9 protein-coding genes are annotated in these 23292 nt (G+C 67.9%); 5 read left to right on the forward strand and 4 right to left on the reverse strand.

Annotated elements, in window-relative coordinates; translation table 11 throughout:
- Positions 1–2 precede the first annotated feature (2 nt).
- The 4 genes from nbtC to AC5Y39_RS07430 all read right to left on the reverse strand — a co-directional run bounded on the left by nbtC (position 3) and on the right by AC5Y39_RS07430 (position 5791).
- Positions 3–3029: a nocobactin polyketide synthase NbtC gene (gene nbtC / locus AC5Y39_RS07415; RefSeq protein ID WP_500048197.1), complete on the reverse strand. Its 3027-nt coding sequence runs from the start codon at positions 3027–3029 to the stop codon at positions 3–5.
- Positions 3022–4344: a beta-ketoacyl [acyl carrier protein] synthase domain-containing protein gene (locus tag AC5Y39_RS07420; protein WP_500016849.1), complete on the reverse strand. Its 1323-nt coding sequence runs from the start codon at positions 4342–4344 to the stop codon at positions 3022–3024. Before AC5Y39_RS07420 ends, nbtC begins: the two co-directional genes overlap by 8 nt.
- Positions 4341–5096 (reverse strand): thioesterase II family protein, encoded by a 756-nt coding sequence (locus AC5Y39_RS07425; RefSeq protein WP_500016847.1) that lies wholly within the window; start codon positions 5094–5096, stop codon positions 4341–4343. The genes AC5Y39_RS07420 and AC5Y39_RS07425 overlap by 4 nt, the downstream gene beginning before the upstream one ends.
- A gap of 98 nt (positions 5097–5194) precedes the next feature.
- Positions 5195–5791, reverse strand: a complete 597-nt coding sequence (locus tag AC5Y39_RS07430; RefSeq protein WP_500016845.1) for a GNAT family N-acetyltransferase — start codon at positions 5789–5791, stop codon at positions 5195–5197.
- 95 nt (positions 5792–5886) lie between these two features.
- Between AC5Y39_RS07430 and AC5Y39_RS07435 the strand changes: the two genes are divergently transcribed.
- The 5 genes from AC5Y39_RS07435 (at position 5887) to AC5Y39_RS07455 (ending at position 23290) form a co-directional block, all read left to right on the forward strand.
- Complete coding sequence (locus tag AC5Y39_RS07435; RefSeq protein WP_500016843.1) at positions 5887–10863, forward strand: amino acid adenylation domain-containing protein; 4977 nt, start codon at positions 5887–5889, stop codon at positions 10861–10863.
- Positions 10860–15383 (forward strand): amino acid adenylation domain-containing protein, encoded by a 4524-nt coding sequence (locus AC5Y39_RS07440; RefSeq protein ID WP_500017081.1) that lies wholly within the window; start codon positions 10860–10862, stop codon positions 15381–15383. Before AC5Y39_RS07435 ends, AC5Y39_RS07440 begins: the two co-directional genes overlap by 4 nt.
- Before the next feature lie 11 nt (positions 15384–15394).
- Positions 15395–18877: a non-ribosomal peptide synthetase gene (locus tag AC5Y39_RS07445; RefSeq protein WP_500048198.1), complete on the forward strand. Its 3483-nt coding sequence runs from the start codon at positions 15395–15397 to the stop codon at positions 18875–18877.
- 64 nt (positions 18878–18941) lie between these two features.
- A complete protein-coding gene (locus AC5Y39_RS07450; RefSeq protein ID WP_500016840.1) occupies positions 18942–21548 on the forward strand; it encodes an ABC transporter ATP-binding protein/permease in 2607 nt (868 codons plus the stop codon).
- The gene (locus AC5Y39_RS07455) at positions 21545–23290 is read left to right on the forward strand and encodes an ABC transporter ATP-binding protein (protein WP_500016838.1); all 1746 of its coding nucleotides are present in this window, start codon (positions 21545–21547) and stop codon (positions 23288–23290) included. Before AC5Y39_RS07450 ends, AC5Y39_RS07455 begins: the two co-directional genes overlap by 4 nt.
- Positions 23291–23292 lie beyond the last annotated feature (2 nt).

Here is a 23292-nt window from a genome sequence, read left to right on the forward strand (position 1 = left end):
GGTCACGGCACACGCGCTGTCAGCGCAGCGAGCATGTCGGCGGTGGAGGCCCCGCCGAGCAAATCCGCGACCGGCAGCTCATAGTCGAACTCGTTCTTGACACGGCGGTGAAACTCCAACGCCTGCAACGAGTCCAGGCCGATCGCCACCATCGGTACCGAGGTGTCGATTGCATCGGGGCCCTCGACACCGATGACGTCGGCAAGCAGCTTGACGAACCGGTGTGGAACATCCGCTGCGGGCTCCGCCGGCTCGGACTGGACGGCGGGGAATGCCAGCTGTGAGAGCAACGGGCCGTAGCCGTAGGCATCCAGCACCGGCCGCGCGGTGTCGAGGTCGAACGCCACGACGAGCGCGTTGCCGCGCACTCCGCACATGCCCAGCGCCAGCGCGTCGGCCGGCGCCATCGGCAGCACACCGGTAGCAGCCAGCCTCGCCTTGCTGGTGGCATCGAGGTCGAAATGCACGGTCCAGGGGCCCCATTCCACCGAGACGCAGTCGGCGCCGTCGGCGCGTAACCGGTGCGCCAGCGCATCGAGCATCCGATTGGCCGCCGCGTACACGACCTGGCCCCGGCCGCCGACGTTCGCTGCTATCGACGAGCACAACACGATCCGGCAGCGGTCGGTGCGGGGATACGCGCCGAGAACGCGCCAGATGCCAAGCACCTTGGCCCGCAACGACTTGTCCACGTTCGCCGCGGTCACGTCGGCCAGTTCCAAATGCGAATAGTCCAGTGCAGCATGGATTATCAGGTCTGCCGGTGTGTTGCGATGCGCGTCGGCCAGTTCTGCCACCGCTGTCTGATCGCCGACGTCGCACTTGACTACCTCAATGTCCGACGTGGTCGCGGACCGGATCTGCGCCAGGCGCGCCGCGACGTCGGCGTTGCCGCCCGATCTGCTCACCAGCGTGATCCGCTGTGCGCCCCCCTTTGCGAAGTGCTCGCAGAACTCCAGCCCGAGATTGCCGGTGCCGCCGAGAATCAGCACATGATCCGGGGTGTACGGCTGGCGAAGTGAGGTGTCACCCTCGACCAGCCGCTTGGCGTAGAGCCCGCCGCCGCGCAGTGCCAGCTCCGACTCGTCGCAGGTGTGCAACGCCGCAAGGATGGCGTGGGCAGCTTCCGGTTTCGCCGGAAGGTCGAGATGGCGGAATCGGACGCGGGGATGTTCGGCGCCGATGCTGCGGAAACCCGCGCTGGCCGCCGCGTGCACCAGATCCGGGGGCGGGTCGTCGTCGACCACGGCCTCGCCACCGACAGTGACCAGCCAGCATTCGGTGATGCTGCCGGTCAGTCGGGGCCACCACGGCCGGTCGGCGAAGAAGGTCGCGACTTCGGCGGCGGCCGCATCGACGTCCAGCGGCGGGGACGGTGGCAGCAACACCAAGATAGTGTCGAGATCGGTTGACACACCGGCATTTTCGCCGTCGAGCAGGCGGGCTGTGGCGCCGGTGTCGGGCGCGGCGGTACAGAGCGCCGCCGCAAGGTCATTGCATGCTCCGGTGTGGTCGACGATTCCGATGGCGCGAGGGGGCGCCAGGGACCGGTGAGAAAGCCGCACCCAGGTCTCGACGAGCAGCCGCGGACGCGCGCCCACCTCATGAGAGTCTCGGGCCGGTTGTGGCGAAGCGTAGCGAGCCGGGGCAGCCTCGTAGGGAAGCCAGAGCCGTGTCTCGTTCATCGGGGAGTTCGGGAAGTCCCGCAGCGGCAGTCGCACGCCGCCGTGGTCGCCGGTGCGCAGGCTCTCCCACCGATAGTCGAGGTCCTGTATTGCCAGTGAGGCCAGAATGCGGCTGAACTCTCCTAGATCGGTGGCCGTGCGTTCGGACGTACCCACCACGACGGCCTTGTCCGCATCGGGCGACGCGGCGAGGTTCTCGCGGATCGCCACCTGCAGCGTGGGGTGTTCGGCCAGTTCGACGAATGTATCGACGCCGCGTGCGAGCGCGGCAGCGATTGCTTTGTCGAACCGAACGGTATTGCGCAGGTTTAAAAACCAGTACTGCTCGACCGGCAGACCGCCACCGATGGGGCCGCCGAGGGTGGCACCGAGGCATTCGATGCCGGTCGGGAGGAACGCCGCGTTTCGCAGCCGGCCCCGGGTGGCCGCGCGGACTTTGTCGCCGATCTCGTGGATCAGCGCCGTGTGCGCTGGATAGTTGACCGGGATGACCCGCGCGAACGTGCCCCGCCCGGCGAAGGCGTCGACGATCGCGTTGACGGTGCCGCGCTCGCCTGAAATAGCGTGCAGGCCAGGGGCGTTGACTACTGACAACTGCGCCCAGCCAGGTTCGCGGGCGAGAGCGTCTTCGCATGTGTCGCGATCCGCGGCCACCACCGCCATCGCGTACCCGGTGGAGACGAACTCGTCTGCGGCACGTGCGCGCGTACCGACGACGAGCACGGCGTCGGCCAACGTCATCGCGCCGGCGACATAGGCGCCCGCAATCTCTCCTTGGCTGTGTCCCACGCTGACATCCGGGGTGATGCCGAAGGAGCGCCACATGGCCGCCAGCGCAGCCATCTGGGTGAACAGCGCGGGTTGGACGGCCGAGGCGGAGTCGCCCTCGGAAATCTGTTCTCCGAGTAGGTATTCCAGTGGTGACTCGCCGAACTGTCGGGCGAACTCTGCGGCGCAGCGGTCGGCTTCCGCACGGAACGCGGGCACGGTGTCGTAGAACAGCCGTCCCATTCCGGGCCGCTGCGCACCTTGTCCGGGAAAGACGAAGGCGAACCGGCGCGCCGTTGCCGGCCGGTCGGCGCGTAGCACCGTGTGGTGTCTGTGGCCGTCGGCGATCGCCCGCAGGGCGGTGATCATGCCAGCGCGGTCGCGCACCATCGCCAGGGCCCGGTACCGGCGGCCCGTTCGGCTCCGAAAAACCATGCCGGCGACTGCTTCTGGCGAGACGTCGGGATGGTCACTCACATAGGAGAGCAGTCCCGCGGCATCGGCGTGCACGAGAGCGGGACTGTCGCCTGAGACGAGGACGGGAACGGTGCCGTCGGGAAGCCGGTAGCTATGCACCCGCGCCACCTTCTGCGTCGGCAGGCATCGCGATGATCGCGTGGGCATTGGCACCGCCCGCGCCGAAGGACGAAACCGCGCCGTAGCGCACGCCGTCTCTCGGTTCCCAGGGGTGAAGTTTGGCGGCGAGGCGCAGGCGGGTCAGGTCCCAGTCGACCTTTTGGGTCGGGTTGTCCGCGAACAGAGTCGGCGGAATGTAGCCGTGCTGTCCGGCGAGCAGAAGCTTGATCAGTCCGAGGATTCCCGATGCGGCCTGGGCATGTCCGGCGTTGGACTTGACCGAGCCGATCAACGCCTGCGACCCCGCTGCCCCGTACGTCTGGAACATCGCGATCAGCTCTACCGGATCACCGGCGAGCGTTGCGGTGCCGTGTCCTTCGATCATTGCGATGTCGGACGGATCGATGCCGGCCGCGTCGATCGTCTTGCGGATCAGCTGCGCCTGCGCGCCCACCCTGGGAACCAGGATCGGCTTGCCCTTGCCGTTGTGGTTGGTGCGCACGGCGAGGATTCGCCCGTAGACGCGGTGACCGAGTTGCCGCGCGCGCGATTCCCGTTCGACGAGCACCATGCCCGCACCTTCGCCCCACACCGTCCCGCTGGCGTCATCGGAGTACGCGCGGCAGTGCCCGTCGTCGGAAAGCGCATTGAGTCTGGCGAATTCGTAGAAGGCGGCGGGTGATCCCATGACGCAGGTGCCCCCGGCAAGGGCCCATTCGCATTCGCCGGCCCGCACCGCCGATGCAGCCAGGTGCAGCGCCGTCAACGACGACGCGCACGCGGTGTCGACCGCAATCGACGGGCCGTGCAAGCCAAGACAGTGTGAAATGCGGCCTGCTGCCCCGAGCTGTCCCAGACTGGCGATCCGGTGTCCGCTGTAGTCGTCAGGGGTGGTGGCGCGCGGACCGTATTCCATTGGCGACAGGCCGACGAAACACCCGCCGTCGGAACCCTCCAGGGCACCGGGGTTTTCGCCCGCATTCTCCAGGGCCTGCCACGCCACCCTGATCGCAACCCGTTGCTGCGGTTGCATGACGGTGGCTTCGCGATGGGTGATGCCGAAGAAGGCCGGATCGAAAGTGGTTGCGCGGTCGAGGAATCCGCCCGCGTCGCACACTGCGCCCCAGCCTTCCCGTCGCGACAGCGACAGCAGGTCGTCGATCGGCCAGCCGCGGTCGCGCGGAAAGGGTCCGATCAGTTCTTTCGCCTCGCTGAGCGCGGTCCACAATGCGGCCGGGGTGTCGATTCCGCCGGGTGCCTCGACGGCCATTCCTGAGATGACGAGCGGATCGTCGTCGCCGGTCGACTTGGTCATGCCGTCTGTCCGCACCGTGCACCCGTCGCCACCAGCTCTGCGACTGCGTCGAGGTGGTGGTTCCAGTAGAAGTGGCCGCCGTCGAACATGGTGACCGCCAGGTTGTCGGTGTGCTTCGCCCATCCGTAAAGATCGCGCAGCGTCACGATCGGGTCCTGGTCACCGCCGAGTGCGTGGACAGGCGCGGCGACCTTGACGTCGTCGGCGCAGGAATACGCGTCGAACGCCTGGTAGTCGGCTTTGATCACGGGCAGCGCCAGCCGCATCACGTCGCGGTTGGCGAACACTCCTGCATCGGTGCCCTCCAGCGCGCCGAGATGGTTGAGGATCGCCTCGTCCTTGGTCGGGTGAGGCGGTTTTGCGGCGGCGTAGCACGGAGCGACTGCGGCGGACGCGAAGAGCTGGCGCACCTCGATGCCGCGTGCCTCCGCGAGCCGGACGAACTCGAACGCCACCAACGCACCCATGCTGTGGCCAAACGTAAGGAGCGGGACGTTGCGGTTGTGCGGCGACGTCTGGAACTCGTCGAAAGCGCCCGCAGCGAGCTCGGGCAGCGACACCAGCGGCGGCTCGGCTGCTCTGTCCTGCCGCCCCGGGTACTGGAAAACGAGGACGTCGAACGTCGCGCTGAGTGCTTTCGAGAACGTGCGGTAGGCCGATGCCCCGGCGCCGGCGTGTGGAAAGACAAGCAGCGGGGGGCATTCCGGTGTTGGGGGTTGGTGGAATTGGCGAATCCAACCCAATGCGCGCATGCAGCACCGCCTCTCTCGATCGCCGTGTCGAATTCAGCGCGAAGGGCCTAAACTTAGCGAAGGCTAACATAACCCGGACTTGATAGCGGGAGTCTCCGTCAGCCCCGACCGCGGTCACGAACCATGAGCACGGCCCGCTTGTTCGGCAGCTCCAGCACGCCTGAGCGGTGAAAGCCTGCGCGCTCGAACGCCCGCACTGACCGCTCGTTGTCGACGTCAGGCTCCGCAACTACTCGGGTGGCGTGCGGGTCGGCCTGCAGCTGCCAGCCGGAGACCGCGCGCAGCAGAGCCGCCGCAACTCCGCGGCCCCGCCACTGCGCCGGACCCACCAGCAAGTGCACTCCGGCGTCGTGCGCACGGGCGGCATAGTGCTGAGCCAGCGTGTCCAGATCGGTGCGGTAGAGCTCCCAGTAGCTCATCGGAACGCCATCGAGCACACCGACATACGGGGTGGAATGTGTGCTGCGGCACTGGCGGCGCAGATAATCGGCGATCCGGTCGCGCGGCCACGCCATCTTCCAGAACCGGGCGACGTCCGGGTCGTTCATCCACCCGTGGACGAGGTCGAGGTCGCCATGGGGATCGAGTGGGTGCAACGCGAACACCCCGGGGAACGCTTCGTGCTCGAGAACGGTGCGCCACTTCGACACGTCCGCTGCACCCACCGATGCGCTTGCCCGCGCCGCGTTCGTCATCAGGTCTCCCTCGCCTTGGCTAGTTAGCCTAGCCTATGCTAAGAACCTTGGTGGTGACGGATGACGCACACAATCTCAGGAGACAGCGACGGGCCATGGCAGAGGACGCCCAGAGTGTGCACGACCGCCGCCGCGAGCTACTACGCCGGCGCATCGCCGAAAGTGGCCTAGCCGCTCCGAGATCGGCTGAGCAGCAACACGTCCGGGTGGGCCAGCCCTACCGGCTTTCCGCCGGCCAGCGGCGGATGTGGTTTCTGCAGAGCATGGACCCGTCCGACGCCACGCTGAACATCGGGGTCGCGTTCCGGCTGACGGGCGCCCTTGACGAAGTCCGGCTGCGCCGCGCTTTCGACGAGGTGCTGTCCCGCCACACCGTTTTGCGCAGCACCTACGGTGTCGACGCCGACGGCGAGCCGTACCAAGTGGTGCGTAGCGACGTCGAAATACCCTGGCACACAGTCGATTTGGTCGGGGACGCCGACGATGCCGAGCCGGCAACGCTGGAAGTCTTGGCCCACCAGGAGTGCGGCAGACCATTCGACCTGAGCAACGAGCTGCCCCTGCGGGTGACGCTGCTGCGCACCGGCGCTGACCAGTTCGTCCTGTTGTTCGTGGTGCATCACATCTGCTGGGACGACGAATGCTGGGCGGTCTTCTTCGGTGATCTGAGCGCCGCCTACAACGGCAGCCAGGCGGGCGGCCATGGCCCGCAGTACATTGCGGCCGCTGTGCTGGCACCGCCCGCACCGCCCAGCGAGGCCGACGTCGACTACTGGCGCAGCACGCTGCAGCCGCTGCCGGAACCGTTGATTCTTCCGGGCGGTGCCGCAACAGCTTTCACCAAGCGCGCCGAACGCCGAAGCCAGCCGCTGCCCGCCGGCCTGTACCGCCGCGTAGAAACCTTCGGTCGCGACCGGCACGCCTCGCCGTTCATGGTGCTGCTCGCAGGTTTCGCGGCGTTGGTCCGCCGCTACACCGGCGCGCTCGAGTTCCTGGTGTCGGTTCCGGTCACCGAGCGGCCGGCGCCTGCTGAGCGCGCCCTGGGATATTTCGGCAACACGGTGCTGCTGCGGATCTCGATGCGCCCGGATGACACCTTCGGTTCGGTGGTCGAGGCCGTACGCGAAACCTGTCTCGGTGCGTTCGCCCACCAGTCTGTCGGCATCGACCGCGTGATACGAGAAGTGAACCCGGCCAGGACAACGGGCCGCGACGGCATGGAGCAGCTCGTCCGGCTCGGATTCAGCACGCGCACAAGTGCTTACGACATGCACCTCGACGGTGTCGCGGTCCAGCACCTGGAGCTGGGCGCAGCAACCGCGCAGCTGCCGCTGGAGTTGGCGGTTGTGTCAGGCGCCGACGGCGTTTCGGTCGAGTTCGACTACCAGGCCGGCGCCGTGGACGGCGCAGTCGTGGAGCAGATGCTGTCGCACTACGCCCAGTTGCTGCACAACGCGATCGACGAACCGCGACGTCGCCTCGGCGGCGTGGCGATGCTGAGCGCCGACGAGTCCACCCGCGTACTCGAGCAGTCGCACGGGGCGCTGGTGGCCACCCCCGCCACCACGATGGTCGCCCTGCTGGAAGCGGCCGCGGCGGCGACGCCTGATGCGCCAGCCGTGGTGTCGGAGCACGAGGAGCTGACCTACCGGCAGCTACACCGGCGCGCAAACCGGCTGGCGCGCTGGCTGATTCGCCGTGAAATCGGCGCCGAGGACATCGTCGGCTTACGCATGACCACGTCGGTGGAGTTCGTCGTCGCAGTGCTCGCTGTCCTGAAGGCCGGCGCGGCGTATCTGCCGATCGATCCGGCCTACCCGCCCGACCGCGTCGCCTACCTGCTCGCCGACGCGCAGCCGAGGCTTGTGCTGGGACCGCCGGAATACCGGGAGGCCGAGGCAGCCGCCACGCTTCTGCCCGATGATGCGGTGAGCGACACCGAGCGTGCTCGCCCGTTGCTGCCGCAGCACCTGGCCTACGTCATCTACACATCCGGATCCACCGGCCTGCCCAAGGGCGTCGCAGTCGCACACCACGCGATCGCCGAACACGTGGACAGCTTCGTCGCGGAGTGGAGCATGACCGCCGAGGATCGGTTGCTGCAGTCGTCGTCGGTGAGTTTCGACGCGTCGCTGCTGGACATCTTCGTCACGTTGTCGCTTGGCGCTGCGCTGATCGTGCCGAAGCCCGACGCGTTCGGCGACGTCGGTTATGTCGCCGATCTGATCAGGCGCCGCGGCGTCACAGTGCTGCACATGGTGCCATCGATGCTCGCCACGCTGCTGGAGATGCCGCAAGCCGACGAATGGCGACAGCTGCGACTGGTCCCGGTGGGGGGAGAGGCCTTGCCGGGTGAGGTCGCGGACAAGTTCCCAGACTTCTTCGACGCGCAGTTGCGTAACCACTACGGCCCCACCGAAGCCGTGGTCTGCTCGACGCACATGCCGGTGACGGCGTCGTACGGAACACTTGTGGTGCCCATCGGTGTACCCAACCGAAACGTCTACGCCTACGTGCTGGACGAGGACTTGGCGTTGGTGCCTGCGGGGGTGGTCGGCGAACTGTATCTTGGCGGCCACCAGCTCGCCCGCGGCTATCTCGGGCGGCCGGGGTTGACCGCACAGCGATTCGTCGCCGACCCGTTCAGCTCGGGCATGCGGTTATACCGATCCGGAGACCTGGTGCGACGCAACCTGTCTGGTGAACTCGAGTTCGTCGGCCGCGCCGACGAGCAGGTCAAGATCCGCGGGTTTCGCGTCGAGCTGGGGGAGGCCGAATCTGCGATCGCGGCCCATCCGGCGGTCAGACGCTGCGTCGTCGTCGCCCAGGACACCGAGATCGGACCGACGCTGGTCGCCTACGTCGTGCCCGTCGACGGCATTGCTCCCGATTTGGAAGAGCTGCGTGCCCACGCGGCCGAGTCGCTGCCGGACTACATGGTGCCCAGCGCTTTCGCAGTCATCCCGGAGGTACCGCTGACCGTGAGCGGCAAGGTGGACAAGCGGGCGCTGCCGACACCCACTCCCGTCGCGCGCGGCCGTTATCGCGAGCCGGCGACGGCGGCCGAGCGCCGATTGTGCGCGATCTTCGCCAAGCTGTTCGGCTGCGAGCGTGTCGGCGCCGACGACTCGTTCTTCGAACTCGGAGGGCATTCCCTGCTGGCCGCGCGGCTGGTCGCCCAGATCCGTGCCGAGTTCGAAGCGGAGCTGACGGTGCGCGCCGTGTTCGACACTCCGACACCCGCGGGGCTGGCGGCCGTGCTCGCCGGGCAGTCGAGCAGCTGCGAGCAGAAGACAGCACGGCCCACTATGGCGAAACCTGTTCGCCCGCAGCGACTTCCGTTGTCCCACTCCCAGCTGGCGATGTGGTTCCAGTACCGCATGGAGGGCCCCAGCGACGCGTTCAACATGGCGTTGACGCTTCGCTTCGACGGGCCGCTGGACACCGCCGCTCTGGCCGGCGCACTCAATGATGTGGTGGCGCGACATGAGGCGTTGCGCACGAACATCGACGAGCACGACGGTGTTCCCTACCAAATCGTGCATCCGGCACGTGAGGTGGATCTGGCGGTCCGGCACGTCGGCGCGGCGACAGTCGACCAAGCGATCGCACAGCTTCGTCGCCAGGTTCTCAGGCCCGAGTCCGGCCCGCTGATCCTGCCGACACTGTTGACGGTCGCGCCCGAAGACCATGTGCTGTACCTGCTCGTACACCACATCGTCGCCGACCACGTCTCACTCGGCATCGTCTTCGACGACCTCGTCGTCGCGTACCGCGCCCGCCGGAATGCCACGGCACCGCAGTGGAAACCACTTGCCATCCAGTACGCCGACTACTGCCTGTGGCAGCGCGATCAGTTCGATGGCCCGAGCGCGTGGGGACAGGCGCAGCTGGCGCACTGGCGTCAACAGCTGGCCGGGTTGCCCGAGGAAATCTCGGTGGCGCCTGACCGTTCCCGCCCGCGAATGCTGGGCACACGAGGCGAGGTGGTCCACTTCGCGCTGCCGGCGAGCCGCCGGGCGGCACTCACGGGGCTCGCCGAACGCGAAGGCGCCACGGAATTCATGGTCCACCAGGCGGCTCTGGCGGTGCTGCTGCACAAACTCGGCGGCGGACCGGACATCCCGGTCGGCACCCCGGTGGCCGCCCGGGTCGACCCAGAGACGGCGAACCTGGTCGGCCTCTTCGCGAACATGGTGGTGCTGCGCAACGACGTGTCCGGCGATCCGACCCTTCGCGCACTCGTCGGCCGCAGCCGCGAGACCGTACTCGATGCGTTCGGCCACCAGGAAGTGCCCATCGAACGCGTGGTGGAGGCACTCAACCCGGCCCGGTCACGATCACGAAACCCCTTGTTCCAGACCATGATCAACTATCGCGGAGACGACTGGGCGCTGCAGGTGCGTGACTTGACCGGCACCGGCGAAACCACCGTCGTCTCGCTTCCGATGCAGCTGGACGTCTCGTATCTGGACCTCAACGTGGGACTGAACGCGACAGCGGACGGCGGGCTGGACGTGTGGGTGGTCGGCAATGCCGATCTCTACGAACCGCACACCGTTGCACTGATCGCCGACGCCTTCCGCACCGTCCTCGACGCCTTCGCGACACGACCCGATCTGCCGGTATCCGCCGTGGAGGTGCTGCCCGCGGCGGAGATGGAAAGGCTGCTGGCGCCGCCGGCACCGCCGGTCAGCGGCCCGCAGCAACCGCCGGCGCGGGGGTCGGCCGCAACGGAGCGGACGTTGACCCGGTTGCTGGAAGAGCTGCTCGACATCACCGACGTCGACCCCGACGACAATTTCTTCGCGCTCGGCGGCGACAGCGTCATCTGCGTCCAATGGGCGGCCCGGGCCAGCGCCGAGGGACTGAGCATGACTCCGGCCATGGTGTTCGAGCACATGACGGTAGCCGAGTTGGCCGCAGCAGTGGACGCCGCCAGCGACATACCGATAGCACCGGCAGCGACCAAAGACGCAGCGCCACAACGTGATTACGTTCCGATGAGCGCATCGGGGTTGAGCGCCGATGCGCTGGCGGAGCTCACCGACGCGTGGCAGCGGCAATCGTGACCGTGGCGTCGCCGCAGATCGAGGACGTGCTGGCGCTCAGTCCTCTGCAGCAAGGGCTGTTTGCGCTATACCGCCTGGCGCAGGACAGTCTCGACCTCTACACGATGCAGTTCGAGATCGACATCGACGGGCCGCTTGACGTTGACCTGCTTCGGCGAAGCGCCCAGGCCATGCTGGCGCGCCACCCGAATCTGCGTGCCGCGTTCTGGGACCGCGATGTGCCGAAACCGGTGCAGATCATCCCCAGCCGGGCGCAGCTGCCATGGACCGAACGTAGCGCTCTGCCAACAGAATTCGACGCAATCGCCCGCTCCGAGCGGCGGCGCCCATTCGACCTGGGCCGCGGTCCGGCGCTGCGAGCCGTCCTGCTCAGCGCCCCGGGCGGCGCGCAGCGCCGGTTGATCTTCACCGCCCACCACATCCTCATGGACGGCTGGGCGCTGGCGGTGTTCTTCACCGAGCTGCTCGCGGTCTATCGAGCGGGCGGATCCGCAGACGGGCTACCGGAGCCGCGGCCCTACCGTGACTACATCGTCTGGCTCACCGAGCAGGACACGTCGGCGGCGATCCGCAAGTGGATCGACTATCTGAGCGGAGTGTCCGCACCACTGATGCTCGCCGACGGTGCGGTTCCCGCCGCAGGCCGCGTGCCGCAGAAGACCGAGTTTGTGCTGCCGCCCGACGACACGGCACTGCTGCGCGAGTGGGCAACGCGTCATGGGCTCACGCTCAACACCGCGGTACTTTTCGCGTGGGCTGTGGTGCTCGGCCGGCTTGCCGACCGCCGCGACGTCGTTTTCGGCACCGTGGTGTCCGGCCGTCCCGAGCAGCTGCCCGGGGTGGAATCGATGGTCGGGCTTTTCATCAACGCCGTGCCCGTCGTCCACCACGTCGACCGCAGCGGGTCGGTGGTGCAACAGTGTGCACGATTGCAACGCGAGCTGTCGGCGATGCGGGACATCGGCTACCTGAGCCTCGCCGAGATCCAGCGTGAGTTCGGCCAGGGCGCGTTGTTCGACACGCTGTTCGTCTTCGAGAACGCGCCGATCTCCGACGCGGTCCGCCCGGCGACCACACCAGACGGCGTGCGATTCCGGCCGGTCCAAATGGAGAGCCTCACGCACTACCCGTTGACGGTGGTATCGCATATGAGCGGTGACGCACTGCTGGTGCTCGTCGAAGCGATTCCGGAGGCGCTGCCGCACCTTTCGGCGGCCGACATCGGTGCGCGGCTGCTCGGCGTGCTGCGCCAGCTTCCCGGCTCCGGCGACCGCAGCCCCGACGCGTTGGATGTTCTCACTGCGGCCGAGAAGGCCGAACTGCGGCCACCGACAACGCATCCCGCTCGAGACCGCACAGTGTGGGAGATGTTCGAGCGGCAAGTCCGCAACACTCCCGGCGCCCTGGCGCTGACGACGACCAGCGGTGAGCGCTACACCTATGCCCAGCTGTTCGATAGCGCGTGCCGGCTCGCCGCGGAGTTGGCCGAGCTCGGCGTCGGCCCGGAAAACGTTGTCGCGGTGACCCTTCCGCGCTCCGCGCGATCGATCGTCACGATCTTCGCGGTACTCGCCGCCGGTGCCGCCTATGTGCCAGTGGACGTGACCCTGCCGGCTCCCCGGATCGCGGCGATTCTGCGCCAGTCCGCCGCGGTGCTGGCAGTGACGGAGTCGCAGTGCGCGGACCTGACGGGAGGCCTCGTACCGACATTGGTGCTGGATGACACCGATGTGGCCGAACGTATTTCGGGGCGCGCTGCCGCAGCGCCCGAAGTTCGTCGTCATCCCGGGCAGTGCGCGTACGTGATCTTCACGTCGGGCTCAACCGGTGAACCCAAAGGTGTGGCCGGTACTCACGCCGCGCTGCTGAGCTACTTCGCCGATCACCGCGACCGCGTCTACCGGCCCGCGCGCGCCCGCCTGGGCCGAACGCTGCGCATAGCGCACGCATGGTCGCTGAGCTTCGACGCGTCCTGGCAGCCGATGGTGGGCCTGCTCGACGGACATGAACTTGTCCTCTTCGACGCCGACGAGATGCGCGACGCCCACCGGCTGGTCGCGAAAATCAGCACCCACGCAGTCGACATGATCGACACCACCCCGTCGATGTATGCGCAGCTCAGCGCCGCTGGCCTGACACGGCGGACGCTCGCGGTGCTGGCGTTGGGCGGCGAAGCGATCGACACGGCCATGTGGGAGCGGTTGTGCGCCCTGCCCGATACCGCGGTCTACAACTGCTACGGGCCTACCGAGGTGACCGTCGAAGCGGTGGTCGCGGCGGTCAAGCAGTATCCGGCACCGACCATCGGCACGCCCAACGCCTCAACGGCGGCGTACGTGCTGGACTCGATGCTGCGAGCAGTGCCCCATGGCGCCGTCGGCGAACTGTATCTGTCCGGCGCCCAGGTGACCCGCGGCTACGTCGGCAACGCGGCGGCAACCGCCGCACACTTCGTCGCCGACCTGCTGCGCCCGGGCCACCGCATGTATCGCACGGGGGATCTGGTTCGTCGGCTGCCGCACGGCGGATACGCCTACGTCGGGCGCCGGGATACGCAGGTCAAGATCCGCGGCTACCGGGTGGAGCTCGACGAGGTCGTGACCGCGCTGCGCAGCCAGCCGGGAGTCGACGATGCTGCGGTTGCCGTGGTGCGCCGGGCAGGCGGTGCAGGCCTGGTCGCTTTCGTTGTCTGGCAAGGCAATACAGCAGCGGAGCCGGCACGGGTGCGCACCGCGCTCGCGCAGCGGCTGCCCTCCTACATGGTGCCCGGCCGGATCGTGGCGGTGCCCCGCCTGCCGGTGAACGCCAACGGCAAGCTCGACGGCCACGAGCTGGACCGGCTGGCGCAGGAGGCGTTGTCCCGGCACGAGGACACGAACGCGGCGTCGGCGAGCACCGAGACGGAGCGGTCATTGGCTCAGGTGTTCGCCGAGCTTTTCAACGGCGTGGTCCCACACATCGACGACGACTTCTTCACACTCGGCGTCGACAGCATCGTGGCGATCTCACTGGTGAATCGGGCCCGCCGGCGCGGCCACGCTGTCACGCCGCGAATGGTGTTGACATATCCGACGATTCGCCAGCTGGCTGCCGCAATCGACGACGGTACCGGCGCCGCCACCGCCGACGCACACGCCGAGTACGGGGAAGTGCCGCCGCTGCCGATGGTGTCGTGGCTCTTCGAGTACGGCAACTACCGCCGCTTCACCCACGCGGTGTTGATCCGACTGCCGAATGACATCGACCGTCCGACGATCGAGTCGATACTGCAGGCGCTCCTCGACGGACACGACACCCTGCGGTCGATACTGGTGGACACCGAAGAGGGGCCGCGCCTGGTGACGCGCGAACCCGGCGTCGTTCGCGCCGCCGATCTGCTGACCGAGGTGGAGCTGACCGGCGCCGGCATCGGCCAATTGGCTCCGTCGATCGGACAGTGCGCCCGCAACGTCATGGACGAGATCGACCCGCGGACTGGAGAAATGGTGCGCGCGCTGTGGTTCAAAGGCGAGGGCACCGGGCCGATGTTGTTGCTGACCGCACACCACCTCACGGTCGACGTCGTCTCATGGCACATCATCTTGAGCGATCTGAGCCAGGCGTGGCGCGCCGTGGTGTCCGGCGAGACGCCGAAGATGCTGCCAGAGTTCACCTCCTATCGCCGGTGGTCGCAGCTCATGTGGCAGCGCGCAACCGAACCTGACGTGGCCGCTCAGCGCGACCACTGGGCGGCGCAGGTCCACGGCCCCGATCCGGCGCTGGGTGCGCGCCACCCCGACCCCACCCGCGACACCTGGTCCACACTGCGTGTGACTCCGGTGGTCACGTCGGCAGATCTGACCGAACGCATCCTGACGGCCAAAGCCGACAGCATGCGCGAATTCCTGTTGGCGGCAACGGCAATGACGGTTGCGAGTTGGCGGCGCCAACGCGGCCAGGACCCGGCGGCCGGTGCACTCGTCGCGCTGGAAAGCCACGGCCGCGCCGACGCTGTCGTGGACGCCGACACCACCAACACCGTCGGTTGGTTCACGACCGCGTTCCCTGTGCGGCTGGGCGGCGGTGCTGCAGCGGTGGAAGTGCACGAAGCGCAAGCGGATCCGCATAGGGGACGTCGGCTGCTCGCCGCGGTGACTGGCGAGCTCGACGCTCTCCCGAACGACGGGCTCGACTACGGGCTGCTTCGCTATGTCGACTGCATCCCCGACCTGCACGGCGCAGCCGAACCGCAGATCCAATTCAGCTACTTGGGTCGGCTCGACTTCGCCGGGCACTCAGATCAGCCCTGGTCGCTGGTCACCGGACCGTACCTCGACGCTCTGCCGATCGACCCGGAGCCCGATTTGCCGCTGCGTTTCGCGCTCCACATCAGCGTGTTCATCGGGGCGACTGCCGAAGGCACACAACTGATCACGAATTGGCGCTACAGCGATGCACTGTTCGCAAGCGACGACATCGACCGCCTCACCGAGTTGTGGCAGCGCAGCGTCGCCGCCCTGGCCGCCGGCGTCGCGCAGTAGGAAGGAGCCCAATGCCGCTGCAGGACAGAGGTGACGGCCGCCCCGTCAGCAAGGACCAGATCCGTGCTGTGGTGGCCGCTCATCTGGATTTCTCGGGCGACATCGCCGACGACGACGATCTCATCCAGTTGGGGCTGAACTCCATCAGGATGATGGCGCTGGCGGGCCAGTGGCGCAAACAGGGAGCCAATGTCACCTTCGCCCAACTTGCGGCGAACCCCACCGTCGCGTCGTGGCACGAGATGCTGCGTGGGCACGAGCTCGCAAGCGACACAACATCTCTGCCTTCGGCGCCGGTGGAACCCGACGAGGCGCCGTTCCCGTTGGCCACCATGCAGCACGCATACTGGATCGGCCGCAACGATGAACAGGAGCTCGGCGGCGTCGCGGCCCACCTGTACGTCGAATTCGACGGTGCCGGGGTGGATCCCGCGCGTCTGGAGCGTGCGGTGGCCGAGCTCGTCGCCGTACATCCGATGTTGCGCACCCGATTCCTGGCCGACGGCACCCAGCAGACAATGCCGGCGCCGGGGCGGCCGGTGTTCAGTGTCGTCGATCTGCGCGGCCGGCCGGCGGACGTGGTCGACGCGACGCTGATGCAGATGCGCGACGTCAGAACGCACCAGCGCTTGGCCATCGAGCAGGGCCAAGTCATCGACGTCACGGTGACGCGCTACGGCCAGGACCGCACCCGACTGCACCTCGACGTCGACATGCTGGCGGGCGACGCGATGAGCTACCGCGTGTTGGTGTCCGATCTCGCCGCGGCGTATCGCGGCACCGCACTGCGCGCGCCCGGCTACACCTATCGCCGCTACCGCACGGAATGCACGGACGACAGCGCTGCACGGGAGCGCGACAAGCGCTGGTGGCAGCAGCGGCTGGCCGACATGCCCACCGCGCCGCAGCTTCCCACGGTTCCGGTCGGCCAGCGCACGGCGCCGCATCGCACCGTCCGCTACCACCACTGGCTGGCACCGCACGCCAAGGACAGGCTGGTGGCCGGGGCCCACGCGCGTGGAATCACGCCGGCGATGGCCTTGGCCGCGGTGTTCGCCGACACCATCGGCGGCTGGTCGGCCCAGGACAGGTTCCTGCTGAATGTGCCGCTGTTTCAGCGGGAATCGGTGCACCCGGACATCGACCGGGTGATCGGCGACTTCACGTCGTCGGTCATGCTCGAAGTCGACGTCGCCGACGGCGTATCGGTGGCCGAGCGGGCCCGCGCCATTCAGCGGCAGATGTACGAAAGCGGTTCTCACGCAGCGTATTCCGGTCTCGAAGTGCTGCGTGACCTGGGGCGGCACCGTGGCGAGCCGGTGCTCGCTCCGGTGGTGTTCACCAGCGCCCTGGATTTGGGCGAGCTTTTCGCCGGCGACGTCGTCGAGACGTTCGGCGAGCCGGTGTGGATCATCTCGCAAGGGCCGCAGGTGCTGCTGGACGCCCAGGTCACCGAGCTGCGCGGCGGTCTGCTGGTCAACTGGGACGTCCGTGAGTCGGCGTTTCCGGCCGGCGTGATCGACACCATGTTCGCCAGCTTCACCGAGGCGGTCCAGCGGCTGTGTGCGGGCGACGCCGGATGGGACGCCCAAGCGGCGGTGCCGCTGCCCGGCGCACAGGCCAGACGGCGCGCCGAGGTGAACGCGACGGACGGTCCGGTCAGCGGCCGGTGCCTGCATCAAGGCTTCTTCGAGCATGCTGCGTCCACACCGGACGCGCCGGCGGTGGTCTGGGGGTTGGGCGACGCGACCGGGGGGTGGAGCTACCGCGAGCTGGCGCAGCGCGCGCTGGCGGTCGCGGGCGCTCTGCGAGCCGAGGGTGTGCGTCCGGGCGATGCGGTCGCGGTGTACCTGCCCAAAGGCAAGAACCAGGTGATGGCCGTGTTGGGGGTGCTGGCCGCCGGGGCCACGTACGTGCCCATCGGTTTCGACCAACCCGCCGGGCGGCGTGCCGCGATATTGCAGACCGCCGACGTCGTCGCCGCGCTGACCGTCGACGGCGCACAGCTGGGCGGCTCGGTGCCGTGTCTGTCGATCGACACGGCTCGCGACCATCCGCAGCCGCTGGCGGCACCGGTGTTCGGTGACACCGCCGGCATCGCGTACGTGATCTTCACGTCCGGCTCGACCGGACTACCCAAGGGCGTCGAGGTGCCGCACTCCGCGGCGATGAACACCATCGACGCCGTGAACCACTGGTTCACGGTGGGCAACACCGACCGCGTCCTCGCGTTGTCGGCTCTCGAATTCGACGCGTCGGTCTACGACATCTTCGGCATGTTCTCAGTGGGCGGCTCGGTGGTCGCGGTCGACGCCGACCAGCGCGCGGCCGCGACCACGTGGGTCAATCTGCTTCGGCAGCACAAGGTTTCGATCCTCAACTGCGTACCCAGCATGCTCGAGATGGTCTTGGAGCTCGGCGGTGATCGCCTCGGGGATTCGCTGCGCGCGGTGACGCTCGGCGGCGACTGGGTGAGCGCCGATCTGGCCCGCCGACTGGCCAGGCAAGTGCCCGGATGCCGGTTCGCCGGGCTGGGCGGTGCAACCGAGACGGCGATCCATCACACGATCTGTGAAGTGGCGGGAAACCCGCCCGCACACTGGACCACGGTCCCGTTCGGTGTTCCGCTGCGCAACGTGCGGTGCCGGGTGGTGTCGCCGTCAGGCCGCGACTGCCCGGACTGGGTGGCCGGCGAACTGTGGGTCGGCGGCGCGAATGTCGCAGCGGGATACCGCAATGACCCCGAACGGACTGCCGCTCGCTTCGTGGAATACGACGGCATTCGCTGGTACCGGACCGGTGACATGGCCCGGTACTGGCCCGACGGCACCATCGAGTTCTTGGGCCGCGCCGACAACCAGGTGCAGATCCGCGGGTACCGGGTGGAGCTCGGCGAGGTGGAGAACGCGCTTCGTACCGTGCCGGGCGTGCGCCATGCCGTCGCGGCAGTAATCGGGCGTACTGCGCCCAAACTCGTCGCCGCGGTAACCGGTGACCCGGACCAGGCGGGCGACGTCGCAGCGGCTGTCGCCGACCTGCTGCCGGCGTACATGATTCCGGCCCGCACGGTATTCCTCGAGCGAATGCCCTTGACTGCCAATGGCAAACTGGACCGCCGCGCGGTGGCGGCGCTGCTGGAGAACGGCGACCCGGAACCCGAAGACAGCGGACCGCGCAACGACGTGGAGGCTGCGCTCGCGACGATTGTCGCCGAGGTGCTGGGCATCGATTCCGTCGGAGTCCACGCCGATTTCTTCGCCGCAGGCGGCGACTCGGTGTTGGCCACCGCCGTCATCGCCAGAGTCCGCGACTGGCTCGACGTGGAGCATGCGCTGGTCGCCGACCTGTTCGCCACCCGCACCGTCGCGCGCTTGGCGGAACGGCTGTCCGCCCGCGAAGCGCAGCGCGGCACGCCCGAGCGTCTCGCCGCGATCGCGCGCCACTACCTCGACGTCGCTTCACTGACCGACGAAGAGGTGCTCGCCGAGCGATGAAACCCGTTATTTCTCAATCGGTTCGGCGCGAAGCGCGGCGAACGACCAACAGAGGACGTCCATCATGAGCAGAGGCTTGCAAGGAGCGCTGGTTCGCGGCTTCGGCGGGAAAGACCACGTCGCGACCGTGCTGAAGACCGAACGGATCGCACCGCACTGTCTGCGGTTGACCATGTCGTCGCCGACACTGTTCGACGACGTCACGGTGGCGCCGACCGCGTGGCTGCGGTTCTGGTTCCCCGATCCCGCCGGTGGCACCACCGAACATCAGCGCGCCTACACGATCGTCTGGGCCGACCCACACGCCGGCCGGTTCGCGGTGGACGTCGTTCTGCACGAGCCGGCCGGACCGGCCTGCATATGGGCGTCGAACGCGCGGCCGGGAATGACCGTGCCGGTGGTGTCGCTGGGCTCGTCGCGGTTCGAGGTTCCCGACGAACTGCCCGCCGGTTTTCTGCTGATCGGCGATGCGGCGTCGCTGCCCGCGATCAACTCGATTCTCGACGTGCTACCGCCCGAGGTCGACGTCGAGGTGTATCTCGAAAAACATTGCGCCGAAGACGAACTCATCCCGATCACCGATCATCCGCGGTGCCGACTGCACTGGGTGCCTCGGGTCGACGAGACGTCTCTTGCGTCCGCGATAGAAGACCGGGACTGGTCTGACTGGTACGCATGGGCCGGAACCGAAGCCGGCTCGCTGAAGCATCTGCGCAAGCGGCTGCGCGACACGTTCGGTTTCCCCAAGAGCGATCTGCACGCCCAGGCTTACTGGACGCATGGCCGTGCGATGGGCAGCAGACGCGGCGAGGCCGATACCGCAGCAGTGACTACGCCACCCAGGACAGCGGAGAAGGGGACAGCGGAGAAGGGGGAGCCGAGCCGACCGCCCGCCCGCAGGGGCCGGTGGCGTTCGCAAGCGGCCAAGGAACTGCTGGCCCCGCTCAAGCCGCAGTTGATCGCCAGCGGCGTTCTGCAGGCATTGATCACGCTGCTCGAACTGGCGCCGTTCGTGGTGCTGGTCGAGCTGGCTCGGCTACTGCTGGCCGGTGCCGACGAGGCGCGGGTGTGGAACACTGTCACGGCGTTCGTGGTGCTGCTCGGCGTCAGCGCGGTGCTCGGCGCAGCCCTCATCCTGTGGCTGCATCTGGTCGACCTGCGGTTCAGCGCGGCGGTGCGGCGGCGGCTGGTCGACAAGCTGGCCCGGCTGCCGCTGGGGTGGTTCACACAGCGCGGCTCCGGCGCGGTCAAGAAACTCATCCAGGACGACACCCTGGCGCTGCATTACCTTGTCACCCATGCGGTTTCGGATGCGGTAGCCGCGGTGGTGGCACCGGTGGCCGTGCTGGTGTACCTGTTCGCTGTCGACTGGCGCCTGGCGCTCGTGCTGCTGCTGCCGATCCTGGTCTACATCGTCACCACCTGGACCATGGTGTACCAGAGCGGCCCGAAGATGGCGCAGGCGACGCGCTGGGCCGAACGGATGAACGACGAGGCAGCGGCGTTTCTCGAGGGCCAGCCGGTGATCCGGGTGTTCGGGGGCGCCGCAGCCTCACCGTTCCGGCGAAGCCTCGACGAGTACATCGCTTTCCTGAACGCCTGGCAGCGCCCGTTCATCGGGAAGAAGACGTTCATGGACATCGTCACCCGCCCCGCGACGTTTCTCTGGCTGATCGCCGCCGCCGGCACGCTGTTCGTCGGCGGTGGTGTGATGCAGCCCGCGACCCTGCTGCCGTTCCTGGTGTTGGGCACCACGTTCGGCAGCCGTCTGCTGGGTATTGCATACGGGCTGGGCGGCCTGCGTGACGGGCTCGACGCCGCCCGGCGCATCGCCAACACGCTCGACGAGACGGAACTGACCACCCACGGCGAGACGAAACCCATTCTGTCGCCCGAAAATCGCTGCGGCACAGTGCAGTTCGACTCCGTCAGCTTCGGCTACCGCCCGGGCGTACCGGTGATTCACGACGTGTCACTGACCCTGCGGCCTGCAACGGTGACAGCACTGGTGGGGCCGTCGGGCTCGGGGAAGTCGACACTGGCGTCGCTGCTCGCGCGCTTCCACGACGTCGACGCCGGCGCGATCCGCATCGACGGCCGCGACATCCGGTCGCTGAGCGCCGACGAGCTCTACAGGCTTGTCGGGTTCGTCTTCCAGGACGTGCAGCTGGTGGCCAGCACCGTCCGCGACAACATCGCGTTGGCCGTGCCGGACGCGAGTGCCGCCGACATCGAAGCCGCTGCTAGGGAAGCGCAGATCCACGAGCGGATACTGCGTCTTCCGCACGGATATGACACGGTGCTGGGCGCGGGCACTGCGCTCTCGGGAGGGGAACGTCAGCGGTTGACCATCGCGCGTGCCCTGCTCGCCGACACCCCGATCCTGGTGCTGGACGAGGCGACGGCGTTCGCCGACCCGGAGTCGGAATACCTCGTGCAGAAAGCACTCGGCCGACTGATCCGCAATCGGACCGTGCTGGTGATCGCGCACCGCCTGCACACGATCACCCATGCCGACCAGATCGTCGTCCTCGACCACGGCCGTGTGGTCGAGACCGGCACCCACCGTGACCTTCTCGAGGCGCACGGCCGGTATCGCCGTCTCTGGGAGAGCCGACTCGAGACCGTCGCCGCAACGTCGTTCGTCCTGACCGGAAAGGCCGCCCGATGATCGCCAACCTGATCCGGTTGATTCCCAGCCAGTACCGCGGCCACGTCGTCGGCTACGTGGTGCTGTCGGTGATCTCGGTCGTGCTGCGTGCCGCAAGTGCGCTGTTGCTGGTGCCGCTTGTGGTAAGCCTTTTCGGGTCGACGCCGGCCGACGCGCTGCCCTGGCTCGCGGCGTTGACCGCGACCACCGCGGCCGGGTGGATTGTCGACACGGTATTGGCGCGCATTGGTTTCCGGATCGGCTTCGCATTGGTGGACACCACCCAGCACGCAATGGCCGAGCGGCTCACCGAGACTCCGCTGTGGTGGTTCACGGCCGACAATACCGCGATGGCTCGGCAGGCGATCGCCGCCAGCGGTCCAGACCTTGTCGGGTTGGTCGCCTATCTGCTCACTCCGTTCGTCGGCGCGCTGTTGCTGCCGGTGGCGATCACCGCGGGATTGTTCTTGTTCTCGTGGCAGCTGGGTGTCGCGGCGGCGATCGCACTGCCGGTACTTTTCGGTGCGCTAGTAGGCAGTCAACGGATCGTGCGTGCCGCAGACGCCGCGGATGCGCGTGCACACAGTGCGCTGACCGAACGCATTCTGGAGTTCGCCCGCACCCAGCAGGCGTTGCGTGCCAGCCGGCGGGTGACCGCCGCGCGCAGCGAAACGGGCCGGGCCATCACTGCGGCCCAGGGAACCACGTTGCGGCTACTGCTTTTTCAGATCCCCGGGCAGCTGCTGTTCAGCATCGCCAGCCAAGTGGGCCTGATCCTGCTTGCCGGCACGATCACGACGCTAGCGTTGCGCGGTGAGATCGGAGCACCCGAGGCCGTGGCGCTGGCGATCGTCATGGTGCGGTTCCTCGAGCCGTTCACGGTGCTGGCCGAACTGTCCACTGCCATCGAATCCTCGCGTGGCCTGCTCGCGCGGCTGCGCGCCGTCGTCTCCGCTCCGCATGCGCCGTCCGCAAACGGGTCTACGGCCTGGACTGCCCAATCGCATTCTCCGCGAATCGAATTCCGCGATGTCAGCTTCGGCTACCGCGACTCCGGCGGGCAGGTCCTCCACGATATCAACTTCACCCTCGAACCCGGCACCACCACGGCGATCGTCGGCCCCTCCGGGTCGGGAAAGACCACGGTGCTGTTCCTCATCGCCGGGCTGCTCACCCCGGACTCCGGGCAGATCCTGGTCGACGGGGTGGACGTGACGGATCTGGATGCCGAGTCGCGTCGGGCCTTGGTCAGCATGGTGTTTCAGCATCCGTACCTCTTCGACGGGCCGATCTGGGACAACGTGCGCGTGGGGAATCCAGACGCCACCGACGAGGAGATTCGCGCCGCGATGGCCCTGGCCCGGGTCGACCAGCTCGTCGAGCGGCTGCCCGACGGCGTGCACACCCGCGTCGGGGAAGCCGGCGCAGCGCTGTCCGGTGGCGAACGTCAACGCGTGAGCATCGCCCGGGCACTGGTGAAACCGTCGAGTTTACTGCTGGTCGACGAGGGGACCAGCGCGTTGGACACCGAAAACGAGACGCTGATCGTCGACGCGATCAAAGACGATCCCCAGCGCCGCACCCGGGTGATGATCGCGCATCGCCTCGACGCGATCCGGCACGCCGACCATGTGCTGTTCGTCGACGACGGCGTGATCGTCGAGCAGGGGACCATCGACGAACTCACCGCACTCGGTGGGCGGTTCGCCGATTTCTGGCGCCACCAGCAGGACAGCGCCGGCTGGCGGATCTCCGCACGGTAGCC

This window comes from Mycobacterium sp. NGS39, assembly GCF_059812765.1.

Excerpts from the sequence above, each read along its gene's own strand:
- AC5Y39_RS07420 (WP_500016849.1), bottom strand. The coding sequence starts at position 4,344 with ATGACCAAGTCGACCGGCGACGACGATCCGCTCGTCATCTCAGGAATG.
- AC5Y39_RS07425 (WP_500016847.1), bottom strand. The coding sequence starts at position 5,096 with ATGCGCGCATTGGGTTGGATTCGCCAATTCCACCAACCCCCAACACCG.
- AC5Y39_RS07450 (WP_500016840.1), top strand. The coding sequence starts at position 18,942 with ATGAGCAGAGGCTTGCAAGGAGCGCTGGTTCGCGGCTTCGGCGGGAAA.
- AC5Y39_RS07445 (WP_500048198.1), top strand. The coding sequence starts at position 15,395 with ATGCCGCTGCAGGACAGAGGTGACGGCCGCCCCGTCAGCAAGGACCAG.
- AC5Y39_RS07430 (WP_500016845.1), bottom strand. The coding sequence starts at position 5,791 with ATGACGAACGCGGCGCGGGCAAGCGCATCGGTGGGTGCAGCGGACGTG.
- AC5Y39_RS07435 (WP_500016843.1), top strand. The coding sequence starts at position 5,887 with ATGGCAGAGGACGCCCAGAGTGTGCACGACCGCCGCCGCGAGCTACTA.
- AC5Y39_RS07455 (WP_500016838.1), top strand. The coding sequence starts at position 21,545 with ATGATCGCCAACCTGATCCGGTTGATTCCCAGCCAGTACCGCGGCCAC.